Below are 25,761 nucleotides of genomic sequence, written 5' to 3'. Positions count from 1 at the left end.
CTTCGAGTTGGGTTTGTCGGATGCGGTTTGTTGGTACCGGTGTTCCCGTAATAGTCCGCAAACGCCGCGTAGCGGTCGGTGACCATCCTGTATGTGGCGTGCTTTTTCGGTCGATACGTTGCCGTTGCAGCATTATCAAAAACGATTATCGCAGGCAGTTTACCGAAAAACTCCAGCGCCTTGACGTGGCAATCAATCCAAGCCGGCATTTTTTCGTTCAGCTCTTCAGCCACGGAGTCAAAGATTTTCTTAGCGATAGCCTCAGCATGGTCAGGTTGAAGCTGCCTTCTTAAATCATTTAAGGGGGCAGAGAGAGTGGCATAAGGGCTGGGTAGTAAAGAATAAGACCGCATGTCAGCGGCATATATTCGAGGAGTTGTCCCCAAAAACTGAGATTCAAGGACGACGTTTCCAAACACTAATGACGATAGGTTTTTCTCTTCCATAGTCGGCAGTTTACGGAAAATAAGGTGTGTTAACTGCTGGCTTATTCGACTTGGTTACAGTTCACGACAGTCGGCTCTTAGGTGCTTTGTGCCTCGGATACAAGCCTTGCAGATCCTTCATGCTGCGTACCGGCGCGCATTCTCGCTTAGCAATGTTTTGGGAAGAAAGAATGACCTCAACAAAAATGCCGGGAAGTGCGCTCACCCTTTAATAGAAATAGGGTGGGCACTGGGCGAGAAATAATTATGGTGGCGGAGGTAACTAAGTTCAGTTATCGTGACGAATGTACTATTGGTTGACCTTTCCAGTAAGGGTTACGAGATTGGTGGCAATAAATGCGTGTTTTTAGGTCTTTAGTTGTAGTAGCGACCGCTATGGCTGCCTGTTCTTCCCCGGCTGCCATGGCGGTTGAGGGGAGTTCTGGTTTGGAAAAGGATGCTTACTCGGTTGTGGAGCTATCCGAAGGTGAGTCCATTTCGATCCCCGAGGGTTATGCGGCTGGAGTGGTGGAAGAAGATTCTTCTAGCCAGATGTTCCGTTCAGCTAACACTGCCCCATCGTGTGTTGAAGCGAAAATGGAAAAGGCTGCTGTCCAGGTGTATAACAATTGCGACGCGCCTATGAGAATCAAAGTTGTTATGACTTCTGTTACGTCTCCTATTTTGGGTTCTAAAGATACTTCTCGCGAACAGGTTTCCCCTCATAGTAGGAAAAATGTGAAGTGGGTTGTTCGTGGACTAGATAAGATAGACAGGGTAGACCTTTGCTAAGAAATATTTCTAAAACCTCCAAGTGGATTATTTCCATTCCGGTTGCTTTTTCACTACTGTTCGTTAGCCCAGCTCCAGCTTTTTCGGCTGCGAAAAAAAATGAACTGGGCATGTACACAGTGAAGTGCCAAGTGGTAAAGAATGAATCGGGAAACCCAATAGTAGGGTTTGTTTACGGCAATCATCCGAAAGATCCTACAAAGGCGCAGAAAGATGCGGATTTGTACACGAACAAATTCGGAAAAAATGTGCATAAAAGGCACTGCTACCCTCAGCCTAAGTATACAAATTCTGGAGCTTTCACTGTAGACGGTGATCCGATTTAATATGTTGGGCGAAACTCTTCTTTTTACAACTTACTTCCTCGCTCGAGAGTCTGACCTTGAACAATTCCATAAACAGTATTTAAAAAGAGTGGATAAGGCTCGAGAGATCACACAGATACTCTATGTAACTGACGAAATTACACATGGGGGAGACGAAGTAATTCGCGAAGTCATGATGCAAGATTTCCGTAGGGATATGCGAGACTTTGGCACTTACCCTTTTGATGAATCTGAATGGGGTTTGTATAGCCTTTCATGTGTGGCTAAAGACGTTGACGAACCCGCCATGGAAGGAGCTGGTGTCTCTCGACTATGGCGTGATTTGGCATTAGGTGAAGAGACAATACCTAGGGAATTTACCAGTCATGTAAAAGCCGTTAATGTGTCGAGCGATGGCAGAGCGTTCCCTCTGGGATCTATTTGTGCTTGATTGTGATCCAGAAATTCAACGGAATATCCATATAATAAATGCCGTCACCTCTTGATTAAGGTGTCAGCGTGTAGTCTGGACGATTAGGCTAATCACTGGTGCACATATCCGGTGCTTCATTTCTGGTACTAAGTCGCTTCGCGAAGCACCAATGGCCAAAGTTTTTGACAGGCGAGCAGACGCACGTATCGCGCGATTTAGAGACTCCCACGCCATATCATCCCCATCGTCGTTGTAGTCCCACACCACCTCTCGCGTTGATCGTCGCGATAATCATGGGCCACACCCTAAATGAACAGTTCGGGGATTACATCCATCGCGTTTAACCCACTGTTCGCTAGGGCGGGTACATGAGTAATGAAACAGAACCGTCACTACCTCTAGACATTCCCGAACAATCAGAGGCTGTTGCGGGTCAAAAAATTGGTTACGCGCGCGTCAGCTCCAAAGATCAGAATCTTGACCGGCAAACCGCAGCATTAAAGCGCTTCCTGATCACAGGGCGAACGCCAAGATCTTGTGGAAGAGCTGCCTGCATATGGCATTTCCGAATGTGACTAGCGATGATCGTTCGAGGGAAAATATCGGGAGACGTTTTGAAAAGCTGACTCGCCTACGTAATCGAGTGCCCCATCAGGAGAAGCTGTTGGAGACCAACGTGCGAGGGCGGCTTAACGATATGTTTTCTATACGTCGTGCAGTGGACGAGGGCTACCCGAGCTGGGCTGGGCATTGGTGGGAAGCCAGGTGCGAAAAATAGCCAGAGAAGATCCTCGCAAGTCCTGGATTGCTTCACCATAGGGTTTCCTGTGTATCAGGATCCCCTTTCGTGGCTAGCTTTTGCGGCATCCTCCCCAGATCGCTGATTCTTGGTGAAGGAATTTGGCACTTGGTCAGGGAGCCAGTGACAAAAGACGCAACCCAATTCGATCAGCTATCTAAAGCGCCAGGTTATAAAAGTGCTAGATAATTAGCGATGTCAGATTTGTCACTCTCGTCAGTTTCCTGTGCACCACAATCCCGGTTTCCAACAAACCTGCGTGGCGTTTCCCCAGGTCGCGAAAATGCAAACCCGGAATTTGGTGCAAAGTCCCTTACGGAGCGTCCACGCCGCATATCGGCAGCGCACACCTAGTAAGGTGAGCTGCAGTATTGTTGCATATCCCTGAAGGAAGCCCCTCATGACGAACCCGTACCAGTCAAACGAGAGCCACCCCGGCACTGACGAGTGGACGTCTCAGCAACAGCAGTACCAGCAGCCGTACTACCAACAGCCTTACCAACCCCAGCAGCAGAAGAGTAATACTGGCCTGGTGGTGGCGTTGTCGGTGTTGGGGACGTTGGTGTTGTTGGCGCTGGCTGGCGCGGTGGCGTTTTTGTTTGTGCGTTCCGATGGGTCGAATGGGGAGCAGCAGGATCCGGTGATTGTGACGGAGGTTGAGACGGTCGCGCCAGAAAGCCAGAACGGCCAGAATAGCCAGGGCAACCAGAACAACCAGGGCAACAAGCCTAATGTGAACCGGCGTGAGCCGATGGGGTCGAGTGCGGGGTTCTCGAACGCGACGGCGGAGACCGGGAATACGTCGTCGGAGTTCGCGGGCAATGTGTTGGCTGTGTTTAATGAGCGGGCTGCAGCCACGGGTGAGTTCCCGGGGTCGTTGAGTGTGTATAGCCCGGTGACGGGGCAGACGTACACGATGTCGTGCTGGCCGGCGGGTGGGGGAGCCCGGTGCCAGGGCGGTAATAACGCGTCGGTGTATTTGTACTGATGGCGTTGTATCCTCGCCCGTTGTCGGTAGGCGACCATGTGCGTGTGGTGGCTCCGGCGCGTTCGTTGGCGTATGTGGAGCAGGGCTCGGCAGGGCGGTTTGTGGCTGAGTTGGCTACGCGGCGTTTGGAGCAGCTTGGCTTGTCGGTGAGTTTTGGGGCGAATGTGCGGGTGTCGGACATGTTTTGGTCTGCGCCGGGCAAGTTGCGGGCTGAGGATCTTATCGACGCCTACTCCGACCCATCCGTCGACGGCATCATGAGCGTGATCGGCGGCTTTACCAGTAACGAGATCCTGCCTCACCTGGACTTTGATGTGATTGCGGAGCACCCGAAGTTCCTGTGTGGGAATTCGGATGTGTCGGCGTTGGCGAATGCGGTGTATGCGAAGACGGGCCAGGTGGTGTACGTGGGGCCGCACTGGTCGACGTTGGGGATGCGCGATTTCGGTGAGGTGACCCGTGACGCGTTTGTGCAGGCGGCGTTTACTGATGGGCCGATCGTGTGGCAGCCGGGGGACTGGTTCACGGACGATGACTGGTTTATTAACCAGGACGGTCGTGTGCAGGAGCCGGATGATGGCTGGTGGGTGATCCAGGAGGGCCGCGCGGAGGGGATTGCGCTTGGGTCGAATTTGGGCACGTTGGGGTTGCTGTCGGGCACGGAGTTTATGCCGTCGTTGAATGATGCGGTGCTGTTTGCGGAGGTGACGGGGAAGTACACGGTGATGGATTTCCGGCGTGAGCTGGTGTCGTTGTTGCAGGCCCCGGATGGTCACGGGATTGAGGGCTTGGTGATTGGGCGTTTCCAGACCGCGAGCCGTGTCACGAGGGTGATGGTGGAGGAGATGGTGGCGTCGATACCTGAGTTGAGGGGGAAGCCGGTGGTGGCGAACGCATCGTTTGGACACACGAACCCGTTGTTGACGTTCCCGGTCGGCGGGCGTGTGGATGTTTCGGTGGAGGGGGGAGAGGCGTCGATTAGTTTTCCTAGAGTGTAGTTTGTCCCTATGACTGATTCGACGCCGGGTCAACGTTGGACCTTCTTTGCAGTGATTTCGCTCGGTCTGCTGATGATCGGGCTGGACAATTCAATTCTGTATACGGCGTTGCCGGAGCTCAACGAGCAGTTGCACACCACCCCGACCCAGGGCTTGTGGATTATTAACGCCTACCCGCTGGTGCTGGCGGGGCTGCTGCTGGGCACGGGCACGCTGGGTGACAAGCTGGGACACCGCCTGATGTTCATCGTTGGGCTGGTGGTGTTCGGGGTGGCGTCGCTGGCGGCGGCGTTTGCGCCGTCGGCGTGGCTGCTTGTGGGTGCGCGCGGGCTGCTCGGCATGGGTGCCGCGGTGATGATGCCGGCGACGCTCGCGCTGATTCGCCTTACGTTCCCGGACGAGCGGGAGCGCAACACCGCGATCGGCATTTGGGGGTCGGTGGCCGTGGTGGGTGCGGCGCTGGGCCCGCTGGTCGGTGGCGCGCTGCTGGAGGCGTTCTGGTGGGGCTCCGTCTTCCTGATTAACGTGCCGATCGTGCTCATCGCGCTGGCCCTGACGTTCTGGCTGGCCCCGGAGAACATGCCGAACCCGGCGAAGCACTGGGACCTTATCTCCTCGGTGTACGCACTGTTCGCGCTGTCGGGCCTGACCATGGCTATCAAAGAATTGGTGAACCCAAACTCCGGCTGGTCCCTGTTCGTGGTGGCGGTGGTGCTGTGCGTCGTCGGCGCGGTGTTGTTCGTGCGCCGCCAGGGGAAGCTGGCGGACCCGCTGCTCACCTTCGACATTTTCAAGTCCCGCATGTTCACCGGCGGCGTCGTCGCAGCAGCCGGCGGCATGTTCTTCATGGCCGGCGCCGAGCTGATGACCACGCAGAAGCTCCAGCTTGTCGACGGCTTCTCCCCCCTCCACGCCGGCGCCACCATCATCGCGATGGCGGCGGCCGCGATCCCGGCGTCGACACTTGGTGGCGCCTACCTGCACAAGATTGGCTTCCTGCCTCTCATCGGCGGCGGTTTCCTGGGCGCCGCCGCGGGTGCCGCGGCTCTGATTTGGGGTTCGGACGCGGGCAGCCTCGGCATCGAGATTACGGCGCTGGCCGTGATGGGCTTTTCGGCGGGCTCGGTGATGAGCGTGTCCTCCATCGCGATTATTGGCGCGGCGCCGCTGCACCGCTCCGGCATGGCCGCCGGGGTGGAGGAGGTCTCCTACGAGTTCGGCACCCTGGTCACCGTCGCGGTGACTGGCTCGTTGCTGCCTATGTGGATGGTGCGCAACCTCCCGGCTGAGCTGCAGCCCATCGGCATGGACGCAATTTACGACGCCTCCACCAACGCGCTTGCCGCCCCCGCCTACGCCGGGGCGTACCACAATGTGCTTGTGATGATCGCCTGTTCGGCCCTGGTCTTTGGTGCGGTGACCTGGTGGTGCTTCCGCGATAACCCGAAGTCGGGCGACGCGAAGGTGGCGGCATAAATGAGCGCACGCAGCTGGCACCGGAAGGCGTCCAAGCCGGTGAGCATCTGGATGTGGGTGTTCATCCTGATCGGGCTCACCCACACGCTGTTCCCTGAACCGGCGTGGTTGCTGATTCACATTTTCACGCTCGGTATCGTGGCGAACTCGATCGTGCTGTGGAGCGTGAACCTGACCGAGCGTTTCCTGCAGCAGCGCCTTCCCGAGGAGGCACGCCCGGCCCAGCTGCGGCGCACCTGGGTCCTGAACGTCGGCGTCGTGTTGGTGCTGGTGGGCCAGGTCCTGGCCAGCTGGTGGGAACAGCACTGGCTGGTCACCTGGGCCGGCGGGTTGCTGGTCGCAGGTGCGGTGCTGTGGCACGCGGTGGTGCTCGCCCGGCTGGTGCGTGATGCCGGCCCGGAGAAGCGGCACCGGCCCGCCGCGGTCGGGTACGTGGCGTCGGCTGCCTGCCTGCTGTTCGGGGTGTGCTTCGGTGCGTCGCTGTCGATGGGCCTGCCCGGCACCTGGCAGGAGCAGATCCGCCAGGCGCACCTGTTCACCAACGTCGCGGGCTTTGTGGGCCTGGCCGCGATGTCGAGCCTGAGCGTGCTGTTCCCGACGATGTGGCGGATCAACGGCATGCGGGACCGCACCCGCGTGGCCATTTGGGGCGCGGTGGCCGGGATTGTCTGCGCCGTCGTCGGCGCGCTGCTGGGGATCTCGCAGGTGGTCGCGGTTGGTGCGTTCGTCTACGTCGGCGCGTGGCTGTGGCTCTTCCAGGGGTTCCTGGTCAACGTGATCGACGTGTTGCGCGACCCACGCGACCGCATCACCTACCCGGGACTTTCCGTCTTCGTGGCGATGTTCTGGCTGATCGGCACGATGCTCTGGTACGCCGTGGGGCTCGTGCGGACGGTCCCGGAGATCCCCACGCTGGCGCTCCTGCTCGGCTTCGTGGCGCCACTGCTGATTGGCACCATGAGCTACCTGCTGCCCACCACGATGGGCGGCGGCCCGAAGGCGGTGCGCGCCGGGCTGCTGGAACTGTCCCGGGGCACCTACTTCCGGGTCGTGCTGTACAACCTCGCGCTAACGGTGTGGCTGGTGACGGAGCAGTCTTGGTTGCGGGTGGTGATGAGCCTGCTCGTGTTCGCCGTGCTGGTGGCATACTTGCCGCTGCTGCGCAGGGCGGTGAAAGCGCAGGTGGAGGTGCTGCGGGGGCAGCGTGAGGCTCCGGTGGCGGGCGCCCACGTGGAGCGCCCCGCCGGCCAGTCTGCCCTGGCGCTGGCGCTAGTGGCGGCCGTTGTGGCGGCCTTCGGCGGGATTGCCTGAGCCGGATCGCCTGAGCCCGTTCGCCTAGGGCGTGACCACGAACTGGCCGCGCTGTCCCTTTTCGGCGTCGGTCATCTGGTGGTTCACGAAGGTGTAGGTGCCGGGTTCATCGAAGGTCATCTCGACGAACCCACCCTGGGCGGCGAGGAGCCCGAGCGCCTGTGAACCGGTGTCAGTGGCGTTTCGGATCTGGTACTGGCCTTCCTTGAACACGGTGTCGAAGATTTCGCCGACCACGTGGAAGCTCAGGGGGTTGTTGGGGCCAACGTTGAAGAGCCACACCCGGACGGTATCGCCGACCCGGGCCGGGATCGGACGCTGCTGGTATTGGTTGGGGTAGCCGTTGAACGCGGTGAGGTCGTAGAGCCCGGCGGCGACTCGCTCGGGGTCGGCGCCGTCCTCGCCGAGGAAGATCTCGTGCGAGAGTAGGACGTATTCGGCGTCGACAGGTGTGAGGTCCGGTGGGTCGATGACGACGGCGCCGAACATGCCGTTGGCGATGTGGAGGCTCATCGGCATCGTCGCGCAGTGGTACATCCAGATTCCGTAGCGACGGGCCTCGAACTCGTACGTGAGCGATTCCCCCGGGGCGATCTGGGCCATATTCGTATCGGGGTTGACTTCGCCGGCGTGGAAGTCGATGGAGTGCTCCATTGTGCCGTCGTTGACGATGGTGATGCGGAACAGGTCACCGACGCGCCCGCGCAGCACGGGCCCTGGCATTTTTCCGTCGAAGGTCCAGACGGGTTGGGTGACGCCGGGCGCGACCTGACGCTCGCTTTCGGCAACGTGCCAGGTGTGTTCGTGCACTGTTCTTTCGGGAGCATCGGGCGCGGGAGGCAGCGCCGGGTCGCGGTAGACCAGGCCGTCGTCAGGCCCATCCGCGGCGACTACCGGTCTGGGCGCGGCGCTCGGCGAAGTGCTCGGGCTCGCCGACCCGACCACGACGTCGAACACCATCCCCATCGCCTTGTGCCCGGCGATCGTGCACCAGCCCTGCGTGGACTCGGTAAAGACGCCGAAGTCGTGGACGACGGTGTCGCCGGGATCGATGCGGCCTGTGTACTCGCTGCCCAGCTTGAGGTCGTGCTGTTGGTCGTCGGAGTTGGTGATGGTGAGGATGAGGCGGGTACCGGAGGGAACGTCGATACGATTCGGCGTGAATGCCATGCCGTGGATGTCGACGTCGAGGGTGGTGGCGCCGCTGGTGTCGAGTGGAGCCGAGCTGCCATCGTTGCCTGCGGTCGAGCTCAGCGCGCTGAACGCGACCACGAGCGCCACGAATACGGCGATGATGGCCCACGCCAGCCCGTCGGAGGTCTGCCCTTTTTTATTCACGGTCCCGATCGTAATAAATACGGCCTGGAATAGGGAAAATCGGCGATTTCGGCTTAAGGGACATTTTGTGTGTATAAATCCATCTGGTTTCCCGGGATGGCCTCGGCCAACAACCAGATATGGTTTTCAAAACAGTTCCATTTGCCCGTTTTGAGAAATCAACACCGAATGACGTCTGGTGTGTGGTATGGAGTCTGCGGGTAGCGCAGGGACCCAGCGAGATCGAGGGCTCTCGGGGACTAGAACCAGCCGCCTGTCTGTTGGGCGGTCGTATATAGCCAGGGGGACGAGCAAAGCCCTTGACGTGCACGATTCTGGTCGTATCGAGGTAGCGGGTGTTCCGGTCGACCTCCTAGCGTCGACCAATGCAGGTCACGGCATTTTGGGCCCATTTCATGCTATTTTGCCGATTTTGTGCTGACCTGCGTTGGTAAACCGGAGTAGGTCGACGGGAAGAGGTCAACGGGAAGAGGTCGACGGACCGAAAGAATTCGAAACCGGCATTGATCATCAGTGGAACCCCAGCTTAGGAGTGAGAAAAGGGTGGGCCGGACGCAGTTAGTTACACACAAAATATCCCTTAAGCCGCGATTTCGGCCCCCAGCTCACCGCTCATAGAAAAACCCTCGGGGGAACACAGAGTCGATGTCTGTGACCCAGATCCGAGGGACTACGTTGGTTAGAATATCGCATACGCCTCATCATTGCGCCGGTAAGGCCCTTGAACTGTATGTATGGAACCGTGTTGCACATCATGAACCGTTACTGAATGGTGTCCCACTTCGTGGGCAAACGCATCGAAATGAAAAAAGAAGGAGAACAGTTGAGGAGGCATTCGCGCAAATCTTGTCCCTCGCCCGCATGATTGACACTGACCTGGCTACGTGGTTGGTGGCCAATAGCGAAGTACCAGGTGTTATGGCGAGAAAGTGCGAAATAACCTCTTCATTACGTTCTTTCAATAACTACGGCCTGGAATAGGGAAAATCGGCGAGTTCGGTTTAAGCTGGTGAGGAGCTCTGACCGAAGGAGGACACGTGGATTCGGCGACCTCGCTGACGAGATAGGAATCCACGTGAATACGGTGCGTGGGCAACCAATCGGGATTCATAGCGTAGCCCAAGCTGACTTTCGGGTCGACAGCTTTGAGGAAGCATCAATCACAGCGAGAAAATTCCTCTTGCGTCATGACCTTTCTTGAGGATTCGTCTACAGTGCTCTCCGAAGAACCGGTAATCACTTCCCCTGGTTGAAGCGCACGGATTTCTGATAGTTTCGCGTCAACTGGGTATGGCTGGACATCTTCATGGGAAGAGGAAGCATTGGCAATCAAAAGCTCATCAGCATCCTCTGGAGCTTCAACGGGTGACTCAGCTTTCCAATTCGACCCTGGGTCAGAAATATCGACCTTGAAGTGACCGGCGACCGGTTCCTGGGCTTTGAAGCTCGCGTACCGGTGATTCTTGCCATCTATATTTGGGCCAGACAAATCTACGCCGTCTAGTTCAGTACCACACGATTCCACCTCTATGACTACGCCACCAGATTCATTGAGTGAAAACCCAACTTTTCCAGAAATGTCAGTATAAACAGCGTTTCCACATGCGGTAAGGGGTAGGCATACGCCACCCAAAAAGAAATAAAGGAGCAGCTTCTCCATAACTATCCTCCCAAGTGTGCAGACGGACTCTTTTATCATCGACCCCGCTGACGATAGAGGGGTCTGGCAGTTTGCTGTGCACCAGAACCCGGGTTTTCGGCGAGGAGAAAAGACAAAACACCTGGTCGCTGATTGTACGGAGTCGAATTTGGTGCGCCGTATCGCGACACGCGGCTTAACTCAAGCTCAACGCCATAGAAAAACCCTCGGGGGAACACAAAGTCGATGTCTGTGACCCAGATCCGAGGGACTACGTTGGTTAGAATAGCAGGCCTGATCATTGCGCCGATGAGGCCCTTAAACTGTATGTATGGAACCACGACTTGGGCCAGGTGTTATGGCGAGAAAGTGCGAAATAACCTCTTCATTACGTTCTTTCAATAAATACGGCCTGGAATAGGGAAAATCGGCGATTTCGGTTTAAGCTGGTAAAGAGCTCTGACCGAAGGAGGACACGTGAATTCGGCGACCCCGCCTCAACCGACGACGGACCTGATGGACCGCGCCGCCGAGTTGAGCGTGAAGCAGCGCGAGGTGCTTGATCGCTTAGCTTTGCACCCGCATGGGGCGCAGGTCGGCGACCTTGCCAAGGAGATGGGGATGCACCCCAACACGATCCGCGGGCATTTGGATGAGTTGTTGGCGCGGGATTTGGTGCAGGTCACCACGGCTCCGAGCGAGGGACGCGGCCGCCCGAGCAACATTTTCCACACGCGCACCCCGCACCACTCGACCGTGACTCGCGAGTACATCGGCCTGGTCAGGACGATGGCGGAGTGCCTCACCGAGGGCGATACAGAGAAGGCGCGCGAGATCGGCCGTCAGTGGGCGCGCCAGACTCACAACGGGCGCGAGGTGCAGTCGGATGCCTCCGGTGCGTCCCAGCTCAACGCCCTGATCGCGATCTTGCGGGACCTCGGCTTCGATCCCTCCTACCCAAACCAGTCCGGCAACATTGGCCTCAACGCCTGCCCGTTCACGACGGTGGGCGTCAGCGCGCCAAGTTCGGTCATCTGCGCCCTGCACGCCGGCTACCTCGATGAACTCAGCGGCGGCATCGTGCACAAGCTGCTGCCGTATAGTCGCCCGTCGCAGTGCGAGATCGAACTATGACTATCGACGACGCCGCCGCCCCCCTGCCCACCGCGGAACTGATGCGCCGCGCGGCAGAGCTCAGCCCGAAGCAGCGTGAGGTCCTCGATGCGCTCGATTCCTTCCCGGAGGGTGCCTTGCTCAGCGAGCTGAGCAAGGAGCTTGGCATCCACGTCAATACTGTGCGCGGCCACGTCGATGAGCTGGCGGAGCGCGGTTTGGTGGGCTGGCGCGTGGCCAGCCGCACTACCCGCGGCCGCCCCTCGCACGTCTACCATGCGCGCACCCCGCAGCATCACGCTGTGATGCACGAGTACGTCGCGCTCGTCGAGTCGCTGATTGAGTCGCTCGCCGGCTTCGATCTGGACGCAGCCCGCGATTTCGGGCGCGCGTGGGCGCGGCGCAACGCGGACCGTTTCGGGGAGCCGCCCGAGGACTTCGAGGAGCTCGCCGCCGCGGTGCTGCGCTCCCTGCGCGAGATGGGCTTCGACCCGCTCGTCCGCGAAGCGGACGGCGACGCCTCCGTGGAAGTCGGCCTGCAGGCCTGCCCGTTCGTCGCCGCCGACGGCACCCCGCCCGCAGCCACGATTTGCGCACTGCACCAGGGGTTTATCGACGCCACCATCGGCCCCCACCACCTCGACTTCATGCCGTTCGACGCGTCGGGGCAGTGCGGGGCCCGGCTGGTTAACCGATCAGCCAGTCGTTCGGACTAAACAGCTCGAAGTACACGTTCGCCGGGTCGAGCTGTGCCAGGTCGTCGCGGATGGACTGCAGGAAGCCCTCGCCGCCGCACAGGTACACGTCCGCGCCGGAAACGTCCAGGTCAGCGACGTTGAGGCGCTGGCCCTCGGCACGGAAGTAGGGGTGCAGGGAGGCGTCGTCAAGCTTGTCGACGAGCATCCGCATCTCATCCGCCTGCGCCCACGACTGCTGCGATTCGTCGACATGCGCGACGGTGACCTTGCGTGGCGAGCCTTCTGCAGCGAGGTGCCCCAAAATGCCGGTCATTGGCGTGGACCCGATGCCGGAGGAGATCAGCACCACCGGGTTCGTGCCAGGCTGCAGCACCAGGTCACCGGCGGCGAGTGTGGCGTCGACGGTGTCGCCGACGTTGACGTGGTCGCGCAGGAACGTGGATACTTCGCCCTCGGTCTCCACGGCGATTCGGTAGTGGGAGGCGTCGCCTTCGATGATGGAGTACTGGCGCAGCTGGCGCGCCCCATCCGGCAGCTTCACGCCGACCGACGTGTACTGGCCCGGGCGCGGCGCAGTGAAGTCGCCCTCCAGGGTGTAGGCGTAGACGGTGTCGCTGAGCTGGGTTTTCTCCGTGACGGTGGCGGTGCGGAACACGTCGCCTGCCTCCACGCCATCTGATTCGTAGAGCTTGCCCTCGTGCTTGATGAGGACGTCGGCCATCAGCCAGTACACCTTGTCCCAGGCCTCGGCGACTTCTGGGGTGACGGCATCGCCAAGCACCTCGACGATGGCGGCCATCAGGTTGTCGTGCACGATCTGGTACTGGTCCGCCGTGATGCCCAGCGAGACATGCTTGTGCGCGATGCGGTCCAGCATCATCACTGGGTCCGGTGCCTCGGGGTCCACCAGCTGCGTGGCGAACGTCGCCACCGACGCCGCCAGCGCCTTCTGCTGCGCGCCCTGCTTCTGGTTGCCGCGGTTGAACGTGTCGGCGATGAGCTCGGGGTGGGCGGTGAACATCTTGTTGTAGAAGGTCTTCGTGATCGTCTGGATGTTCGCGCCTACCGGCGGGAGCGTCGCCTTGATGATCTCGGCGTGCTCGTCGCTCAGGTAGGCCTGTTTCGGGTTCGGTTTCTCGTCAATGAACATAAACACGAATATACTCGTGTTTATTAATCCTCGAGATTTTGGTCCAATCGCTCTTCGTCGCTGCGGCGCCGCGAGCGCTGCCAGCGCGGGGCGAAGATCGCAGCAGCGCCACCGCCGACGATCACGCCGATGACCATGCCGATACTGCCGCTCGGGTCACTGTCGAAGTCGTTAAAAGCGATTCCGGCTAAGGCGATCGCGAGGAAGATCCAGATGGGCAGGGTGGACAGCGTGAAAATCTTGGGCGGGCGGGGCCGCGGGGCGTAGTTCTGCATCCACAGCGCGCCGGCGGTTTGTGCGAGCGTGCCGGGCAACAGCGCGAGCAGTGAGTAGATGGCCACACCACTTGGCAGGACCCAGGCGAGGATCGCCATGATGAACGTGGTGGTGTACATCAGCGTCTCCGAGGTCACGGTGCTGGACTGGTGGAGGATCTGCTGCTGGTATTCGTCGTCGGTGCCCTGGTTTGCCAGGGCGATCTTCTTGTCGCCGTACTGCTTCAACATGGGGTTATCCTTCCTGTTCGTCGCCGAAGAGGGCTTCAACGGTCTTGCCGAGGGTGTGTGCGATGTCGAGTGCGAGGTGGACGGAGGGGGAGTAGTTACCTTTTTCGATGTTGGCGATGGTCTGGCGGGACACTCCCACCTGTGCGGCGAGCTCGGCCTGGGAGAGCTCTTGCCACCGCCGCCATTTGCGGACCATGTTTTCGTGTGCGTCGGGCATCAGCGCTCCTTTCTGCTTTGTAAGCGCCTACGACAAACAATAAACTAAACACGCCACTATGTAAAGGAAAGTGGACAAAAAGGTAAGAGTAGGCGTCGATATGCGCAAAGCTCTAGACTGTCGTGCATGCCTACGCCAGTGCCTGCGTACCTCGATAAGATCCTTGACCTCGTCCGCCATCCCACATAACATCCCACATGTGGGATGTTATGTGGGATGTTATGTTGCGCGGTAGCGCTGGCGGGGGCTCTTATGCGGCTCTGTTCGCTCCGCCTCACCGGCATCTACCAGGCGATTCAGCGCATTTTGGACTGCGGTTCGGCTCAGCTGCGTCTCCGTTACGAGCTCGGTCGTGGACCAGGACTCCTTCGTGGCAAGGAGATCTTTCACTTGGTCGATGGCCGTCCCGTGCCGCTCTGCTGCGATGATTCTGCGTTTGTGAAAGGTGATCGTGAAGTGCGTGAGCGAGTTTGCATACGTCGGTGGGGGCATGAGCGCTTTGGCAAGCGCTTGTTCGATCACGGCGATTCCAGAGCCACGGTTTTCCGCGACGGGCCCGCCGTCGTCGAAGCGCAGTTCCTCCAGGAACGTAGAAAGCCGCTGGTTGCGTGAGTTGCTGACCCCGGCGTCGCCAAGGTTTTCCGTGGTGACTCCGCCGTAGAGGCCCCCAGGATTCGTGATCTCCAGACGGTCGGCAAACATCATGATTTGTACCTGGCCCCCACGCGCGGCAGGGGAGTAATCGCGGTGCATGACGGCATTGACCAGCGCCTCGCGTACTGCCTCCACCGGGTAGTCCGGCATGTCTTTCCTGTACACATCGCCGATGACGCTCGCGGTGCGCATGTTCTTCTTCACAAGTTCGACGCCCGCTTCGACCATTTCGGGAATCGTGCCGGTGAGCGTCGCGTTGTCCAGGAACCGAATTCCTTCCGCGACCTCCCCGATCTCAGTGCCTGGCAAGAGAGTAAACGTAATGGTCAGACGCGGGAAGAACTGCTGCGGGTACTCACCCATAGTGAGAAGTGCAGCGAGTGTGGGGTGTTCGCCATCGAGGATGCGTAGGCGCTGCATTGCTGTTACATCACCCTGCTTGAAGGTGCGCGGCCGCAGTGATTTCTGATGGGAGAGGTAGGGGGTGAGCAGGTCGGTATCCAGGTCGTCCGGGGAGGCGTCTGTCACTGGCTCCTCATCCCACGTGGGTTGGGTGCGTTCCTCGAGCAGGCGGTCAATTTCGTAGGGCTCGAGGCGCCGCTCGCCTTCCCCGGTACGAGTAAAGCTGCCCTTGTACATCCCTCGTTCCTTGACGTAGCAGGGCTGCTCGCGCGGGGGAAGGGTGGGCACCTCGACGACTACAATCACGGACCCTTCGAACGGCACCGGCGTGACAAGTGGTCGAAGCACTGGTGAGAGCTGGTCACAGCGCGACGCGACCGCATCCTGGGCGCGCTGCGCATCGAACCTATCGAGCGGGGCGAAGGATGCGTCCTCGCTCAATCCGATGAGAATCACCCCACCCCGCGTATTCGCAAACGCGGAGAGCGTCTCCAGGATGCTCTTCCCGACGTTCGATTTCACCTCAACTCGCGGTGTCTCACCGACCAACCGCAGATCTGCGACGATCTTCGATAACTCTTCTGCCTGCATAAACTCAACATACCACTCAACATCCCACATGTGGGATGTTATGTGGGATGTTATGTGGGAAGTAAGCTGGCGGCATGCCAACTCCAGTGCCTGCGTACCTCGATAAGATCCTCGACCTCGTCCGCGACGACGACGCCGGCGAGCTCGCCGACTACATCGAGTCGCTGCGCACCGCCGACCCGGACAAGCTCGGCCTCGCCGTGTGCACCACGTCCGGCCACCTGTACTCCGTCGGTGACGACAGCTACGAGTTTTCCATCCAGTCGATCTCGAAGCCGTTCGTGTACGCCCTCGCGCTCGAGGAACTCGGCGCGCAGGAGGTGCACAAGGTTGTGGGGGTTGAGCCCTCGGGGGAGGCCTTCAACGCCATCTCACTTGACGACGCCACCAACCGGCCTTCAAACCCCATGATCAATGCGGGCGCCATCGCCGTGAACCAGCTCATCAACGGGCCGGATTCGAGTGTCGAAGACCGCGTCGAGAAGATTCGGTCGTTCTTTTCCCGCCTTGCGGGCCGCGAGCTGCGCATCGACCAAAACATCCTCGACGACGAACTGGCCACCGCGCACCGCAACCTGTCCATCGCGCACCTGCTTCGGGAGTTCGGCATGGTCCAAGACCAGGCCCACGACGCCGTGAACTCGTATACACAGCAGTGCTCCATCCTGGTCACCGTCCGCGACCTCGCCGTGATGGCCGCCACCTTGGCCAACGGCGGCGTCCAGCCGATCACCGGCGAGCGCATCATGTCCGCTGCGGCTAGCCGGGTGACGCAAGCCGTGATGACGTCCGCCGGCATGTACGACGGCTCCGGCCGCTGGATGGTCAACGTGGGCATCCCCGCCAAGTCGGGCGTGGCCGGTGGCCTCATCGGCACGATGCCGGGGCAGCTCGGCATCGCCTCGCTGAGCCCGCGCCTGGACAAGCAGGGCAACTCGGTCCGCGGCGTGAAGATCTTCCGCGAGCTTTCCGAATCCCTCGGCCTCAACCTGATGAGCGCCGACTACTACGCGGCGCCGGGAATCCGGACGGTGGATCGTCGAGAAGCAAAGACTGTCGTTGAGCTCCAGGGCATGATCAACTTCACCGCCGCCGAGAAAATCCTCCACGACCTCGGCGAATACCGCCTCGCCGGCAACCGCCTGGTGCTCGACGTCTCCCACGTCACCTCCTTCAACAAGGCCGGGCGCCTGCTGATTAAAGAAGGCATCAAGCAGATCCGCGACCAAGGTTTCGACGTCTCCATCTACGACCCCGACGGCGCCATGCCCGACTATGAGTTCTCCGACGGCACCAAATTCCGCGCCGTGAAGGACTTCTCCACCTCCTTCGAGGTCCCGGCGAGCCGCACCGAAGTCTTCCGCGCCATCACCAGGCCACAGGAGTGGTGGGACGAAACCATCGAGGGCTCCGCCGACACCGCCGGCGGCGAGTTCCACTTCCAAAACGACGACCAATTCGCCGAGCTCTACGTCTCCGAAGCCGAGCAGGGCGACCGCCTCGTCTGGCGCGTCGAGCCCACCGGCAACCTGCTCGAGGACCCCGAGTGGGACGACACCGACATCATCTTCGAGCTTGAAGACGCCCCCGACGGCGACACCCGCGTCAAATTCACCCACCGCGGCATGCACCCGCACGAGGAAGGCTACGAGGAGGCCGCCGCCGACTGGAAGGCGCGTCTCCGCGACAAGTTGGAGCCGCTGATCAAGCGCGAGAGCAAATCGGAGTAGTTTTTCTTGCCTTTCTGAATGCTCCAGTGACAAAGGACGCAACCCAAAACATCTAGCACATTTGCTGCCAGGCATTTTGAATGGCTAGACAGAATGTGGTTGCGTCCTTTGTCACTCGCTCCGGCTGGGGTGACACCAAATTCCCTCCCGCGCTCCCGCCGACCTGGGATTTTCCGAACCGGTCTTCCAGAACCAAGGAATTTGGTGCGCCCGCTGGCCCTTCGTGAAAAATGTTGGGGCCTTTTCGGAAGTTACGGTAGAACACTTTAAACGTGACGGCGAGCGCCACGAGACGATGCTCGATCGGTCTGGCTGAGAGCGCAATCGCTCATATCCCGGGGAACGCTGTATGACATTTTTGAGCTTTAAAACTTTGTGGACCAAGACATCCACGGTCTTTTTTTAACCTCGTGTAACAGAGCGTCTGATCTGCTCAAGAGCTGCCCCATCAAAGTTGAATCCTGATATTGCTACGCGTTAGAAGCAAAGAAAGCACTATCGTCTTCACCAGATCTCCACGGTGCAAGCGATGGTGCTCTGTGCTTTGGCTGCTAGAGCCAGCGGGGCGCTTCAACGTCGGTGTCGACGCCTGACGTGCCGCGACCGGCAGCCCACCGAACAAGCCCGGCGAGCGTGCCACGGACTTCAGTGGTCGCGGTCTCGGTCACGGCAACGCGTTGGCCGGTGTCGGTCGCGATGAGGACCAGGTCCTCACCAAGGCCACCGGCGCGCCATTTTCCTGGTATTTCCTCAAGCAGGGTGGACAGGATGACCTCAGGGATATCGCTGAATGTCGCGCGCACATCGAGGTCAACGGCGTGGATCCAGACCTCGCGCGTGCGCATCCATAGCGTTTCGGACGCGGGCACGGTGCGGCCCTGCGCGGTTTTCACTTCGGCGGACCAGGCTGCCTCGGTGGCGTCGCGCCAGGCAGCGTCCAGGCGGGCCACGGTGTGATCGTGGAGGTTGCGAAGTGCGTCGGGAAGCAGTGTTGCGCCGTGCTCAATTTCTTCGCCACGTGCTTGTGGGGACTCGTACATGGGGGTCTCTTCGCCAGTCTCCGCCCAGTGCATGAGGTTGCACAGTGCAGCCGCGTTGTACGCGACGTGGGCGACGATGTGGGAACGAGTCCAGCCTTCGAGTAATGATGGCGTCGAAAAGTCTTCGTTGTTGAGCAACGCGACCTGCCCGCTGTAGTGGGCGGTGCCGCGTCGGGTGAGCGTCAGGCGCTCTTCCAGGGACAGGTCGTGGAAGCTCATTACTCGAACACCGTCCGGTTCGCGATGCGACCCAGGCCTTCGATCTCGACGGTGACCGTGTCGCCGTCGCCGATGTAACGCTTCGGGTCGCGGGCATGGCCGACGCCACCTGGAGTGCCGGTGATGATGACATCGCCGGCGTCGAGCGGGTAGATGTGCGAAATGTACTCGATGAGGGCCTCTGGGTTGAAGACCAAGTCATCAGTTGGGGTGGACTGGACTTTTTCGTCGTTGAGGTACGTTGCCAGCTCGCCGCCGAAGGTGAAATCGTCGCGGGTGGTCAGCCACGGGCCAAAGCCGGCGGACTTCTCCAGGGACTTACCCTGGTGCCACTGCAAGGTGGCGTACTGATAGTCGCGCTGAGTGTAGTCGTTCATCACCGCGTAGCCAGCGATGTACTCTGCGGCGTCTTCCTTCTTCACGCGGCGGGCACGCTTGCCAAGCACTACCGCCAATTCGCCTTCCCAGTCGAGCGCCTTATTGCCCCACTCTGGGACGTTGACATCGTCGTATGGGCCGATCAGGGCGTCCGCGAATTTCACGAACAGCGTTGGAACCTTCGGTAGGTCGCGGCCCATTTCCTTGATGTGGTTGGCGTAGTTCAAACCGACGCAGACGATCTTGCGCGGGCGTGGGACGACGGCGTCGAGATCTTTGTTCTCGAACGTGACCTCTTCACCTTCGGCCGCAGCGAGCTCTTCCCAGTTGTCCTGCTGCAGCAGTTCAGAAAGGTCTTTGTAGTTCAGCTTCACTGCCGTATTGTTGCTGGTCAGGCGTGCGGCGGTGGTTCCTTCGTTGGTGCGGAGCGTAATCAGTCGCATTGTAATTTAGTTTCCTTTCGGGGAGTACGTACGTGCAAGGTGCAGGGCTTCGAAGATTGGGTGATCCGAGAAGCAGAACAGGTCTACCCCATCACTACCGGCTTCGATAGACCACAGCTTCCACGACGGGACGTTCACGATATCGCCATGGCGTGCTTCAAAGACCTCGTCGCCAACCTTGATGGTGGCAGAGCCTTCGAATACCTGGAAGACGCGGTTGCCAACTTCCTGTACCGGAATACTGGAGGCATTCGGACGCAGGCGGTGGAACTCCGCGCGGATCGTCGTCATGACATCGCCGCCAGTCGTTGGGTTCGTGTAGCGGATCGCTGCGTGACCGGGACTTACGACGCCGACGTGGCCGGCGTCCTCAAGCGCAAGCTGGTCGTTGAGCGCTGCGTCGGTGTGCTCCCAGGCGTAACGGCCAATAGGTGAGCTGCTCTTGGCGCCGGGGAACGCGAGAGGGCGCAGGCCCGGGTGCGCCCACAGTCGTTCAGAGCGCGACTTGTCAGGCGTCGACTCGTCGGTCATTTGTTCACTACCGAGTTCAAAGAACCCGGTATCCATCTGGTGCTGGAATGGGATGTCCAGGCCGTCGATCCAGGCCATCGGCTTGGTAGCGACGTTATGGTGTCCGTGGAAATTCCAACCCGGGGTGAGCAGGAAGTCGCCGCGACGCATCGGGACCGGGTCGCCGTTCACGACAGTCCATACGCCTTCGCCTTCTACAACGAAACGGAACGCGTTCTGGGAATGCCGGTGCTCCGGCGCGTTTTCGCCCGGCGCGAGGTACTGGATTGCGCACCACAGCGTCGGCGAGATGTACGTGTTGCCGCCGAGGCCCGGGTTGGCAAGCCCGATTGCACGACGCTCACCCCCGCGTCCGACCGGGACGAGCTCGCCGGAGCGCTGCGCCAGACGGAACAGCTCTTCCCAATCCCAGTGATGGGCAACAGCGCTCGGCTCCGGAGTATCGGGCATGAGGCCACCAATTTGAGTCCAAAGTGGCTTCATGTGCGTGTCTTCCATGCGTTCGTACATGGACTGCAGCTCGGCCTCTTCTTCGGGCGTTGCTGGTGGTGGTTGATGTGGAGTACCCATGTGAACACCTCCGTTCTGTGATGATGTGTGACACTCAACGTATGGGTCAATGAGCCACGCCACAATGTATTTCCAGATAGCGGAACTACAGACTGTCAGAGGGGGTAACCGTCAGTTCCAATCCACCCCCAAGTCAGACACTTGGGGCATGTTTGACCGTTCTAATGTGCGGTTCAGCTCCCGGCCCTGCATGAGCAGGCTCCGAATGCACTGATCGCGCACTTCTGCGAAGCGGCCTGTCGGCACCGCCACGCTGAGCGCGCCGAGCGTATCCCCAACGTCGTTCAATAGCGCCATGCCAACAGCCGACACATCGGTCTCGTACATACCGGGATTCACTGCAAAGCCCTGGGTGCGAATCTTGTGCAGCTTTCTCCGCAACAACAGGACGTCACGCTCCCCCATCTGGGGATAGAGCTGGCGTAGCTCTTTCGCCGATAGCTCCGCCAGCATCGCGAGGCCACCAGAGTTCTGTTCCGCCGGAATAATCTGCCCTCGCCGATCCCCCACGCGCACCGGTTTAGGTCCTTCCACGGTGAACAGAAACGAGCTGTGAGTACCCTGCTGCACCATCAGATGGCACGTCTCCCCAGTCGTGGCGACAATCTGCTGCATATACGGACGACACGCGTTGACCAACGACTGCCCCGCCCCAACATTCGTCTGCGACTGCAACATTGCAGGCCCCGGTAGGTAATGGCGGTTTTCAGCCTGTACGACAAAGCCGCGGTACTTTAGCATCTGGAGCGTACGGTGGGCCGTCGACACCCCAACTTCGAGCTCCTCCGAAAGCTTGGTGACTGTGGCCGAATGGGTTCGACGGAGGTACAGCAATGCCCTCAACGTGACATCGACGGAGGCAAGATATTCCTTCGGCCTGCGCTCTGCGTCCATAATGAGCTCCTTCCGCTATCTGGAATCTCGTTGATTGTAGCGCACGTCACTTGGAGCATGTGGACATGACTTCCCCTACACATCACAGCGAGCCGCTCATCGAGCAGGCCCCCTACCCTCCGATCAAGAGAGGCGACGACGGACGCTTCAAGGTACTCGGCATCTCCGGCCGTCGTCTGGCAGCCGTCCTCATCGGCTGGTTCTTCGTAGTTTTCGACGGCTACGACCTCATCGTCTACGGCACCGTCCAAACCGCACTCTCCCACGAGTGGGGTTTGGATAACGCTCAACTCGGCGCCATCGGCTCCACCGCATTCCTCGGCATGGTCATCGGCGCCGTTCTCGTTGGGCGTTTGTCCGATTCGCTTGGCCGCAAGCTCGCCGTCATCGGGTCAGTCCTCATCCTTTCCATCTTCACCCTGTTGTGTGCATTCGCACCCAACCCATGGATGTTCGGCGTATTCCGCCTGATCGCAGGCATCGGACTTGGCGGCCTCGTCCCATCCGTGAATGCCATGACCTCGGACCTCGTGCCGCGCAACAAAATCGCAGCGTGGTCGACAGTCATGATGTCCGGCGTGCCGATCGGCGGCTCGATTGCAGCCATCCTTGCAAAGTGGATTGTGCCAGCGCACGAAGAAGGCTGGCGCGTCATGTTCCTCATCGCGGTCGTGCCGCTGGTCATCGGCCTTCCAATCGCGCTGAAAGTCATCCCATCCTCGAAGGTCATCGAAGCCGATTACGAAGCCCGCGAAGGACACGACGACCCAGCAGGCTTCAAAGAGCTGCTCGTGGGCAAGTACCGCGCGATCTCGATCTGGTTCGCTATCGCCACGTTCGTGACCCTGCTCGCCTGGTACGGTCTGGGCACCTGGCTGCCACGCCTCATGGAAACCGCAGGCTACAACCTCGGCGCGGCACTCATGTTCACCCTCGCGCTCAACCTCGGCGCAGTCCTCGGATCAGTCACGACCGCGTGGGCCGGCGACCGCTTCGGCACTTTGCCGACAGGCATCGTCGCTGCAGGCGTCGCAGGCGTCGCCCTGCTGCTCCTCCTCGTCCACCCACCGGTCTGGATGGTCTACCTCATCCTCATCGCGGCCGGCGTAGGCACGCACGGCACGCAGATCCTCATCATCGCAGCCATCGCTAACTTCTACCCGCACAACCTGCGCGGCACCGCACTCGGCTGGGCGCTCGGCGTCGGCCGCCTCGGCGCCGTACTCGCACCACAGGCCGCAGGTTTGCTGCTGTCCATGGGACTCGGCGTCGGATCTAACTACATCATGTTCGGCGGTGCGGCACTGCTCAGCGCAGCATCCCTGTTCGTACTCACTCGCATTCAGAAGTAAAGGAAACACCCATGTCGCAAGAACTTTCAGGTCAGAAGGTAATCATCTCTGGTGGTGGTATCGGAGGTGCAGCAGGCGCACTCGCCCTAGCGCTCCGCGGAGCGGACGTTACCCTCTACGAACGCGCACGCGAGTTCAAAGAAGTCGGCGCCGGGCTCCAAATTGGCCCACACGGCTGGCGAATGCTCAAGCGTTGGGGCGTGTTGGAAGCGCTCGTCGAAAAGGGCTACCTTCCTGAGTACATGCAGTTCAAGGACGCCATCAACGGTGGCCCCATCCTCACCATGAACTTCGGCGAAGACTTCGAGCATCACTTCGGCGGACGCTACATGGTCGTCCACCGCTCCGACCTGCTCGCCCTACTTCTCGACGCCGCCCGCGACGCCGGAGCCGAACTCGTCAACGGCGTCGTCGTCACCGGATGCGACACCGTCGAAAATGGCATCGACGTCCACCTCCACCACCGCGACAATAACCAAGACCACACCGTCCACGCCGATGTCCTCCTCGCATTCGACGGCATCCACTCCGTCATGCGCCCCCGCCTCGTCCAAGACGAACCAGTCCCCTCCGCCTATGTGGCATACCGCGGCACCACCCCAATCTCCGAAGACCCCGAAGCCGCCAACATCAACGGCGTCATCGGCTACATCGGACCACACTGCCACTTCATCCAGTACAAACTCCGCGGCGGCGACATGCTCAACCAAGTCGGCGTCTTTCAATCCGACCGCTACCTCGACGGCCGCGACGCCGGCAACATCCCCGACGACTGGGGCAACAACGACGAGCTCGCCACCGCCTACAACCATTGCATCCCATACATTAAGGAGCGCACACAAAAACTCTGGAAGGACCAGTGGTGGCAAATGTCCGACCGCGAGCCACTCCGCGAATGGGTCGACGGGCGCATGATCCTCCTCGGCGACGCCGCCCACCCACCCCTGCAGTACCTTGCATCCGGCGCCGTCATGGCCATGGAAGACGCCGAAGCCCTGGCTACCTTCGCCTCTGACTCCGCCAACCTCAACGGCGGCACACCCGACTGGGACGCTGTACTCAAGGAAGTCGAAGCCGAACGCGTCCCGCGCGCCGCACGCATCCAAACCACCGGCCGCTTCTGGGGCGAACTCTGGCACCTCCCAGGCACTGCCCGCCTTTTGCGCAATTACCTGTTCAACCAGGCAGAAGGAAACTGGTACCGCTACGCAGACTGGCTGTGGCACTACGACCCAGTCGACCGCGCCTACATCAAGAACCCATCCCTCGGCGAGCTGCCGCAGGAACTACGCGAGTGGACGTACACGCTGACGCAACGTGCGTAAGGGATAAGGCAGCGCGCGCGTAGAGGCACACATGGCAATCCCGTTTTCCGTTCGGCGGCCTGAGAGAACAAATCCCCAGGTCGCTGTATTTCGTAATGGAAAGTGGTTCACCATCTACTGTTAAAGAGTTAGAAAAAGATCAAAACAAGTCGCTATCCTGCACAATCGTCCGCAGCCGTCCTTTCTCGGCGTCTGTAATGTTTCGGAGATCTTGCGGGCGTAGAAGTAGGCGTCAAAAAGAATTCCCTGGGGTTGTGCTTGCCCGATTGAAGAGACGTGCACCACAATCCGGATTTCGGCAAGGTGAGAGCGCGCGAGTACCAAAAGACGCACATTCATTTTTGAGAGAGGCGTTTTCCCGGTCGCGAGTTTTTAGGTGCGTCTTTTGTTACTGGCTTCGTAGGCGACAAAGTTTTTAACAGTTTGCTTCGCACCAAATTCCCTCCCGTGCTCCCGCCGACCTGGGGGAACGTCGCGTGTCCCGCAGGAACCAAGGAATCTGGTGCGCGCTTCGTTACAGCTTCGGCAGCCGCACGCCCGGAATCAAATCCGCGTACGCCGCACCGCCGAATCCAAGCGCTAGCAGCAGCGGAACGATCAGCCACAACCAACTACTTGTCGACGACCCCTCCGCCTGCTGCGTTGGGTTCTCTTGCTGCTGTGTGGTTTCCGGTGCCTGCTCGGTTGTCCGCGGCGCGGAACTTCCTGGCTTCGTCGCAGGCACCGAGGTCGCTGCGGACTGCTTCGCCGACGGCTCCGGCACCTCGGTTGTCCGCGCGGCGGACACCTCCGGCGAGGCTGGGGTAGCCGTTGTTGCTGGTGCTGAAGTTGCCACGGACTGCTTCGTCGACGGCTCCGGCACCTCGGTTGTCCGCGCGGCGGACACCTCGGACGAGGCTGGGGCGGTTGTTGTCGCTGGTGTTGAGGTCGCCGCGGACGCCTTGGTGCTTGGCTTTGCTGTTTCCGTTGTCCGCGGGGCGGACACCTTGGACGAGGTTGCTGGGACGACGGTTACCGTGGACAGCTTTGCTGAAGTAGTTGTCCGCGGGGCGGAACCTCTCGGCTTCGTCGCAGGTACCGAGGTTGCCGCGGACGGCTTCGCCGACGGCCCTGGCACCTCGGTTGTCCGCGCAGCGGACTGCTCGGACGAGGTTGGGGTAGTTGATATCGCTGGTGCTGGTGCTGCCGTGGTCTGCTTGGTCGACGGCTCCGGCACCTCGGTTGTCCGCGCGGCGGACACCTCCGACGAGGCTGGAGTAGTCGTTGTCGCTGGTGTTGAGGTTGCTGCGGAGTGCTTGGTCGACAGCTTCAGCGCCTCGGTTTTCCGCGCGGCGGACTGCTCGTTCGAAGGGATTTCAGTCGTTTCGGTTGTCCGCGGGGCGGACACCTTGGACGAGGTTGCTGGGACGACGGTTACCGTGGACAGCTTTGCTGAAGTAGTTGT

General features: G+C 60.1%; 22 protein-coding genes and 2 pseudogenes. 13 read left to right on the top strand and 11 right to left on the bottom strand.

The window, feature by feature from the left end:
• Nucleotides 1–170 precede the first annotated feature (170 nt).
• A pseudogene (locus tag KBX13_RS11565) lies at nt 171–446 on the bottom strand (hypothetical protein); the annotation flags it as partial.
• A 375-nt stretch (nt 447–821) separates the two neighbouring features.
• Here KBX13_RS11565 and KBX13_RS10525 point away from each other — a divergent pair.
• The 6 genes from KBX13_RS10525 to KBX13_RS10500 all read left to right on the top strand — a co-directional run bounded on the left by KBX13_RS10525 (nt 822) and on the right by KBX13_RS10500 (nt 7,527).
• Nucleotides 822–1,217 carry a hypothetical protein gene (locus KBX13_RS10525; RefSeq protein WP_256022108.1) on the top strand — a complete coding sequence of 132 codons (396 nt, stop codon included), beginning with the start codon at nt 822–824 and terminating at the stop codon, nt 1,215–1,217.
• A 312-nt stretch (nt 1,218–1,529) separates the two neighbouring features.
• The gene (locus KBX13_RS10520) at nt 1,530–1,973 is read left to right on the top strand and encodes a hypothetical protein (RefSeq protein ID WP_143109982.1); all 444 of its coding nucleotides are present in this window, start codon (nt 1,530–1,532) and stop codon (nt 1,971–1,973) included.
• A gap of 1,181 nt (nt 1,974–3,154) precedes the next feature.
• On the top strand, nt 3,155–3,742 hold the full coding sequence (locus tag KBX13_RS10515; protein ID WP_256022106.1) for a hypothetical protein: 588 nt from the start codon (nt 3,155–3,157) through the stop codon (nt 3,740–3,742).
• Nucleotides 3,742–4,740 carry a S66 peptidase family protein gene (locus tag KBX13_RS10510; protein ID WP_256001427.1) on the top strand — a complete coding sequence of 333 codons (999 nt, stop codon included), beginning with the start codon at nt 3,742–3,744 and terminating at the stop codon, nt 4,738–4,740. Before KBX13_RS10515 ends, KBX13_RS10510 begins: the two co-directional genes overlap by 1 nt.
• A 9-nt stretch (nt 4,741–4,749) precedes the next feature.
• Nucleotides 4,750–6,216: an MFS transporter gene (locus tag KBX13_RS10505; RefSeq protein ID WP_256022105.1), complete on the top strand. Its 1,467-nt coding sequence runs from the start codon at nt 4,750–4,752 to the stop codon at nt 6,214–6,216.
• Nucleotides 6,217–7,527 carry a copper oxidase gene (locus tag KBX13_RS10500; protein WP_256022103.1) on the top strand — a complete coding sequence of 437 codons (1,311 nt, stop codon included), beginning with the start codon at nt 6,217–6,219 and terminating at the stop codon, nt 7,525–7,527.
• A gap of 24 nt (nt 7,528–7,551) precedes the next feature.
• On the opposite strand, the gene KBX13_RS10495 is transcribed toward KBX13_RS10500, so the two are convergent.
• Both KBX13_RS10495 and KBX13_RS10490 read right to left on the bottom strand, forming a co-directional pair.
• The gene (locus KBX13_RS10495) at nt 7,552–8,865 is read right to left on the bottom strand and encodes a multicopper oxidase domain-containing protein (RefSeq protein ID WP_256022101.1); all 1,314 of its coding nucleotides are present in this window, start codon (nt 8,863–8,865) and stop codon (nt 7,552–7,554) included.
• 1,156 nt (nt 8,866–10,021) lie between these two features.
• Nucleotides 10,022–10,525, bottom strand: a complete 504-nt coding sequence (locus tag KBX13_RS10490) for a hypothetical protein (RefSeq protein WP_256001434.1) — start codon at nt 10,523–10,525, stop codon at nt 10,022–10,024.
• A gap of 456 nt (nt 10,526–10,981) precedes the next feature.
• Here KBX13_RS10490 and KBX13_RS10485 point away from each other — a divergent pair, with 456 nt between their 5' ends.
• Together KBX13_RS10485 and KBX13_RS10480 are read left to right on the top strand one after the other, a co-directional pair.
• Nucleotides 10,982–11,638: a metalloregulator ArsR/SmtB family transcription factor gene (locus KBX13_RS10485; protein WP_083290936.1), complete on the top strand. Its 657-nt coding sequence runs from the start codon at nt 10,982–10,984 to the stop codon at nt 11,636–11,638.
• Entirely contained in the window at nt 11,620–12,333 is a 714-nt protein-coding gene (locus tag KBX13_RS10480) for a metalloregulator ArsR/SmtB family transcription factor (RefSeq protein ID WP_256022100.1), read from the top strand. The genes KBX13_RS10485 and KBX13_RS10480 overlap by 19 nt, the downstream gene beginning before the upstream one ends.
• Here the strand turns inward: KBX13_RS10480 and KBX13_RS10475 are convergent.
• From KBX13_RS10475 to KBX13_RS10460, 4 genes are all read right to left on the bottom strand, one after another.
• Entirely contained in the window at nt 12,305–13,465 is a 1,161-nt protein-coding gene (locus KBX13_RS10475) for a globin domain-containing protein (protein ID WP_256022098.1), read from the bottom strand. The two genes, KBX13_RS10480 and KBX13_RS10475, sit on opposite strands and share 29 nt — an antisense overlap.
• 23 nt (nt 13,466–13,488) lie before the next feature.
• A complete protein-coding gene (locus tag KBX13_RS10470) occupies nt 13,489–13,971 on the bottom strand; it encodes a hypothetical protein (protein WP_256022097.1) in 483 nt (160 codons plus the stop codon).
• Between the two features lie 4 nt (nt 13,972–13,975).
• A complete protein-coding gene (locus KBX13_RS10465; protein ID WP_070975500.1) occupies nt 13,976–14,188 on the bottom strand; it encodes a helix-turn-helix transcriptional regulator in 213 nt (70 codons plus the stop codon).
• Nucleotides 14,189–14,407: 219 nt separating this feature from the next.
• Entirely contained in the window at nt 14,408–15,865 is a 1,458-nt protein-coding gene (locus KBX13_RS10460) for an ATP-binding protein (protein WP_256022095.1), read from the bottom strand.
• Nucleotides 15,866–15,909: 44 nt separating this feature from the next.
• On the opposite strand from KBX13_RS10460, the pseudogene KBX13_RS10455 reads away from it, so the two are divergent.
• Both KBX13_RS10455 and KBX13_RS10450 read left to right on the top strand, forming a co-directional pair.
• Nucleotides 15,910–17,151: pseudogene (locus KBX13_RS10455) on the top strand (glutaminase); the annotation flags it as partial.
• On the top strand, nt 17,143–17,565 hold the full coding sequence (locus KBX13_RS10450; RefSeq protein ID WP_255366105.1) for an SRPBCC domain-containing protein: 423 nt from the start codon (nt 17,143–17,145) through the stop codon (nt 17,563–17,565). The pseudogene KBX13_RS10455 and the gene KBX13_RS10450, both read left to right, overlap by 9 nt.
• Nucleotides 17,566–18,116: 551 nt before the next feature.
• Here KBX13_RS10450 and KBX13_RS10445 read toward each other — a convergent pair.
• The 4 genes from KBX13_RS10445 to KBX13_RS10430 form a co-directional block, all read right to left on the bottom strand.
• A complete protein-coding gene (locus KBX13_RS10445; RefSeq protein WP_256022094.1) occupies nt 18,117–18,824 on the bottom strand; it encodes a maleylpyruvate isomerase family mycothiol-dependent enzyme in 708 nt (235 codons plus the stop codon).
• Nucleotides 18,824–19,645 (bottom strand): fumarylacetoacetate hydrolase family protein, encoded by an 822-nt coding sequence (locus KBX13_RS10440; protein WP_256022092.1) that lies wholly within the window; start codon nt 19,643–19,645, stop codon nt 18,824–18,826. Before KBX13_RS10440 ends, KBX13_RS10445 begins: the two co-directional genes overlap by 1 nt.
• A gap of 6 nt (nt 19,646–19,651) precedes the next feature.
• Nucleotides 19,652–20,746 (bottom strand): cupin domain-containing protein, encoded by a 1,095-nt coding sequence (locus tag KBX13_RS10435; protein ID WP_256022091.1) that lies wholly within the window; start codon nt 20,744–20,746, stop codon nt 19,652–19,654.
• A 111-nt stretch (nt 20,747–20,857) separates the two neighbouring features.
• Entirely contained in the window at nt 20,858–21,640 is a 783-nt protein-coding gene (locus tag KBX13_RS10430) for an IclR family transcriptional regulator (protein WP_256022089.1), read from the bottom strand.
• A gap of 65 nt (nt 21,641–21,705) precedes the next feature.
• Here KBX13_RS10430 and KBX13_RS10425 point away from each other — a divergent pair, with 65 nt between their 5' ends.
• The 3 genes from KBX13_RS10425 to KBX13_RS10415 form a co-directional block, all read left to right on the top strand.
• Complete coding sequence (locus KBX13_RS10425; RefSeq protein ID WP_256022088.1) at nt 21,706–22,992, top strand: aromatic acid/H+ symport family MFS transporter; 1,287 nt, start codon at nt 21,706–21,708, stop codon at nt 22,990–22,992.
• Nucleotides 22,993–23,003: 11 nt separating this feature from the next.
• Nucleotides 23,004–24,317 (top strand): FAD-dependent monooxygenase, encoded by a 1,314-nt coding sequence (locus KBX13_RS10420; RefSeq protein WP_256022086.1) that lies wholly within the window; start codon nt 23,004–23,006, stop codon nt 24,315–24,317.
• Nucleotides 24,318–24,793: 476 nt separating this feature from the next.
• Nucleotides 24,794–25,761, top strand: a 968-nt coding sequence (locus tag KBX13_RS10415; RefSeq protein ID WP_256022085.1) for a hypothetical protein, incomplete at its 3' end; no start/stop codon positions are given.

Source organism: Corynebacterium sp. CCUG 51687 (assembly GCF_024453995.1).
Lineage (GTDB): Bacteria > Actinomycetota > Actinomycetes > Mycobacteriales > Mycobacteriaceae > Corynebacterium > Corynebacterium pseudogenitalium.
Note: the sequence above shows the minus strand (reverse complement) of the source record. Positions and strands in the feature narration are given on the sequence as shown.

What these genes read in the sequence shown, in the direction of transcription:
- KBX13_RS10525 (WP_256022108.1), top strand. Translation starts at nt 822, where the DNA reads ATGGCTGCCTGTTCTTCCCCGGCTGCCATGGCGGTTGAGGGGAGTTCT.
- KBX13_RS10515 (WP_256022106.1), top strand. Translation starts at nt 3,155, where the DNA reads ATGACGAACCCGTACCAGTCAAACGAGAGCCACCCCGGCACTGACGAG.
- KBX13_RS10510 (WP_256001427.1), top strand. Translation starts at nt 3,742, where the DNA reads ATGGCGTTGTATCCTCGCCCGTTGTCGGTAGGCGACCATGTGCGTGTG.
- KBX13_RS10505 (WP_256022105.1), top strand. Translation starts at nt 4,750, where the DNA reads ATGACTGATTCGACGCCGGGTCAACGTTGGACCTTCTTTGCAGTGATT.
- KBX13_RS10500 (WP_256022103.1), top strand. Translation starts at nt 6,217, where the DNA reads ATGAGCGCACGCAGCTGGCACCGGAAGGCGTCCAAGCCGGTGAGCATC.
- KBX13_RS10490 (WP_256001434.1), bottom strand. Translation starts at nt 10,525, where the DNA reads ATGGAGAAGCTGCTCCTTTATTTCTTTTTGGGTGGCGTATGCCTACCC.
- KBX13_RS10475 (WP_256022098.1), bottom strand. Translation starts at nt 13,465, where the DNA reads ATGTTCATTGACGAGAAACCGAACCCGAAACAGGCCTACCTGAGCGAC.
- KBX13_RS10470 (WP_256022097.1), bottom strand. Translation starts at nt 13,971, where the DNA reads ATGTTGAAGCAGTACGGCGACAAGAAGATCGCCCTGGCAAACCAGGGC.
- KBX13_RS10465 (WP_070975500.1), bottom strand. Translation starts at nt 14,188, where the DNA reads ATGCCCGACGCACACGAAAACATGGTCCGCAAATGGCGGCGGTGGCAA.
- KBX13_RS10460 (WP_256022095.1), bottom strand. Translation starts at nt 15,865, where the DNA reads ATGTGGGATGTTGAGTGGTATGTTGAGTTTATGCAGGCAGAAGAGTTA.
- KBX13_RS10445 (WP_256022094.1), bottom strand. Translation starts at nt 18,824, where the DNA reads ATGAGCTTCCACGACCTGTCCCTGGAAGAGCGCCTGACGCTCACCCGA.
- KBX13_RS10440 (WP_256022092.1), bottom strand. Translation starts at nt 19,645, where the DNA reads ATGCGACTGATTACGCTCCGCACCAACGAAGGAACCACCGCCGCACGC.
- KBX13_RS10435 (WP_256022091.1), bottom strand. Translation starts at nt 20,746, where the DNA reads ATGGGTACTCCACATCAACCACCACCAGCAACGCCCGAAGAAGAGGCC.
- KBX13_RS10430 (WP_256022089.1), bottom strand. Translation starts at nt 21,640, where the DNA reads ATGGACGCAGAGCGCAGGCCGAAGGAATATCTTGCCTCCGTCGATGTC.
- KBX13_RS10425 (WP_256022088.1), top strand. Translation starts at nt 21,706, where the DNA reads ATGACTTCCCCTACACATCACAGCGAGCCGCTCATCGAGCAGGCCCCC.
- KBX13_RS10420 (WP_256022086.1), top strand. Translation starts at nt 23,004, where the DNA reads ATGTCGCAAGAACTTTCAGGTCAGAAGGTAATCATCTCTGGTGGTGGT.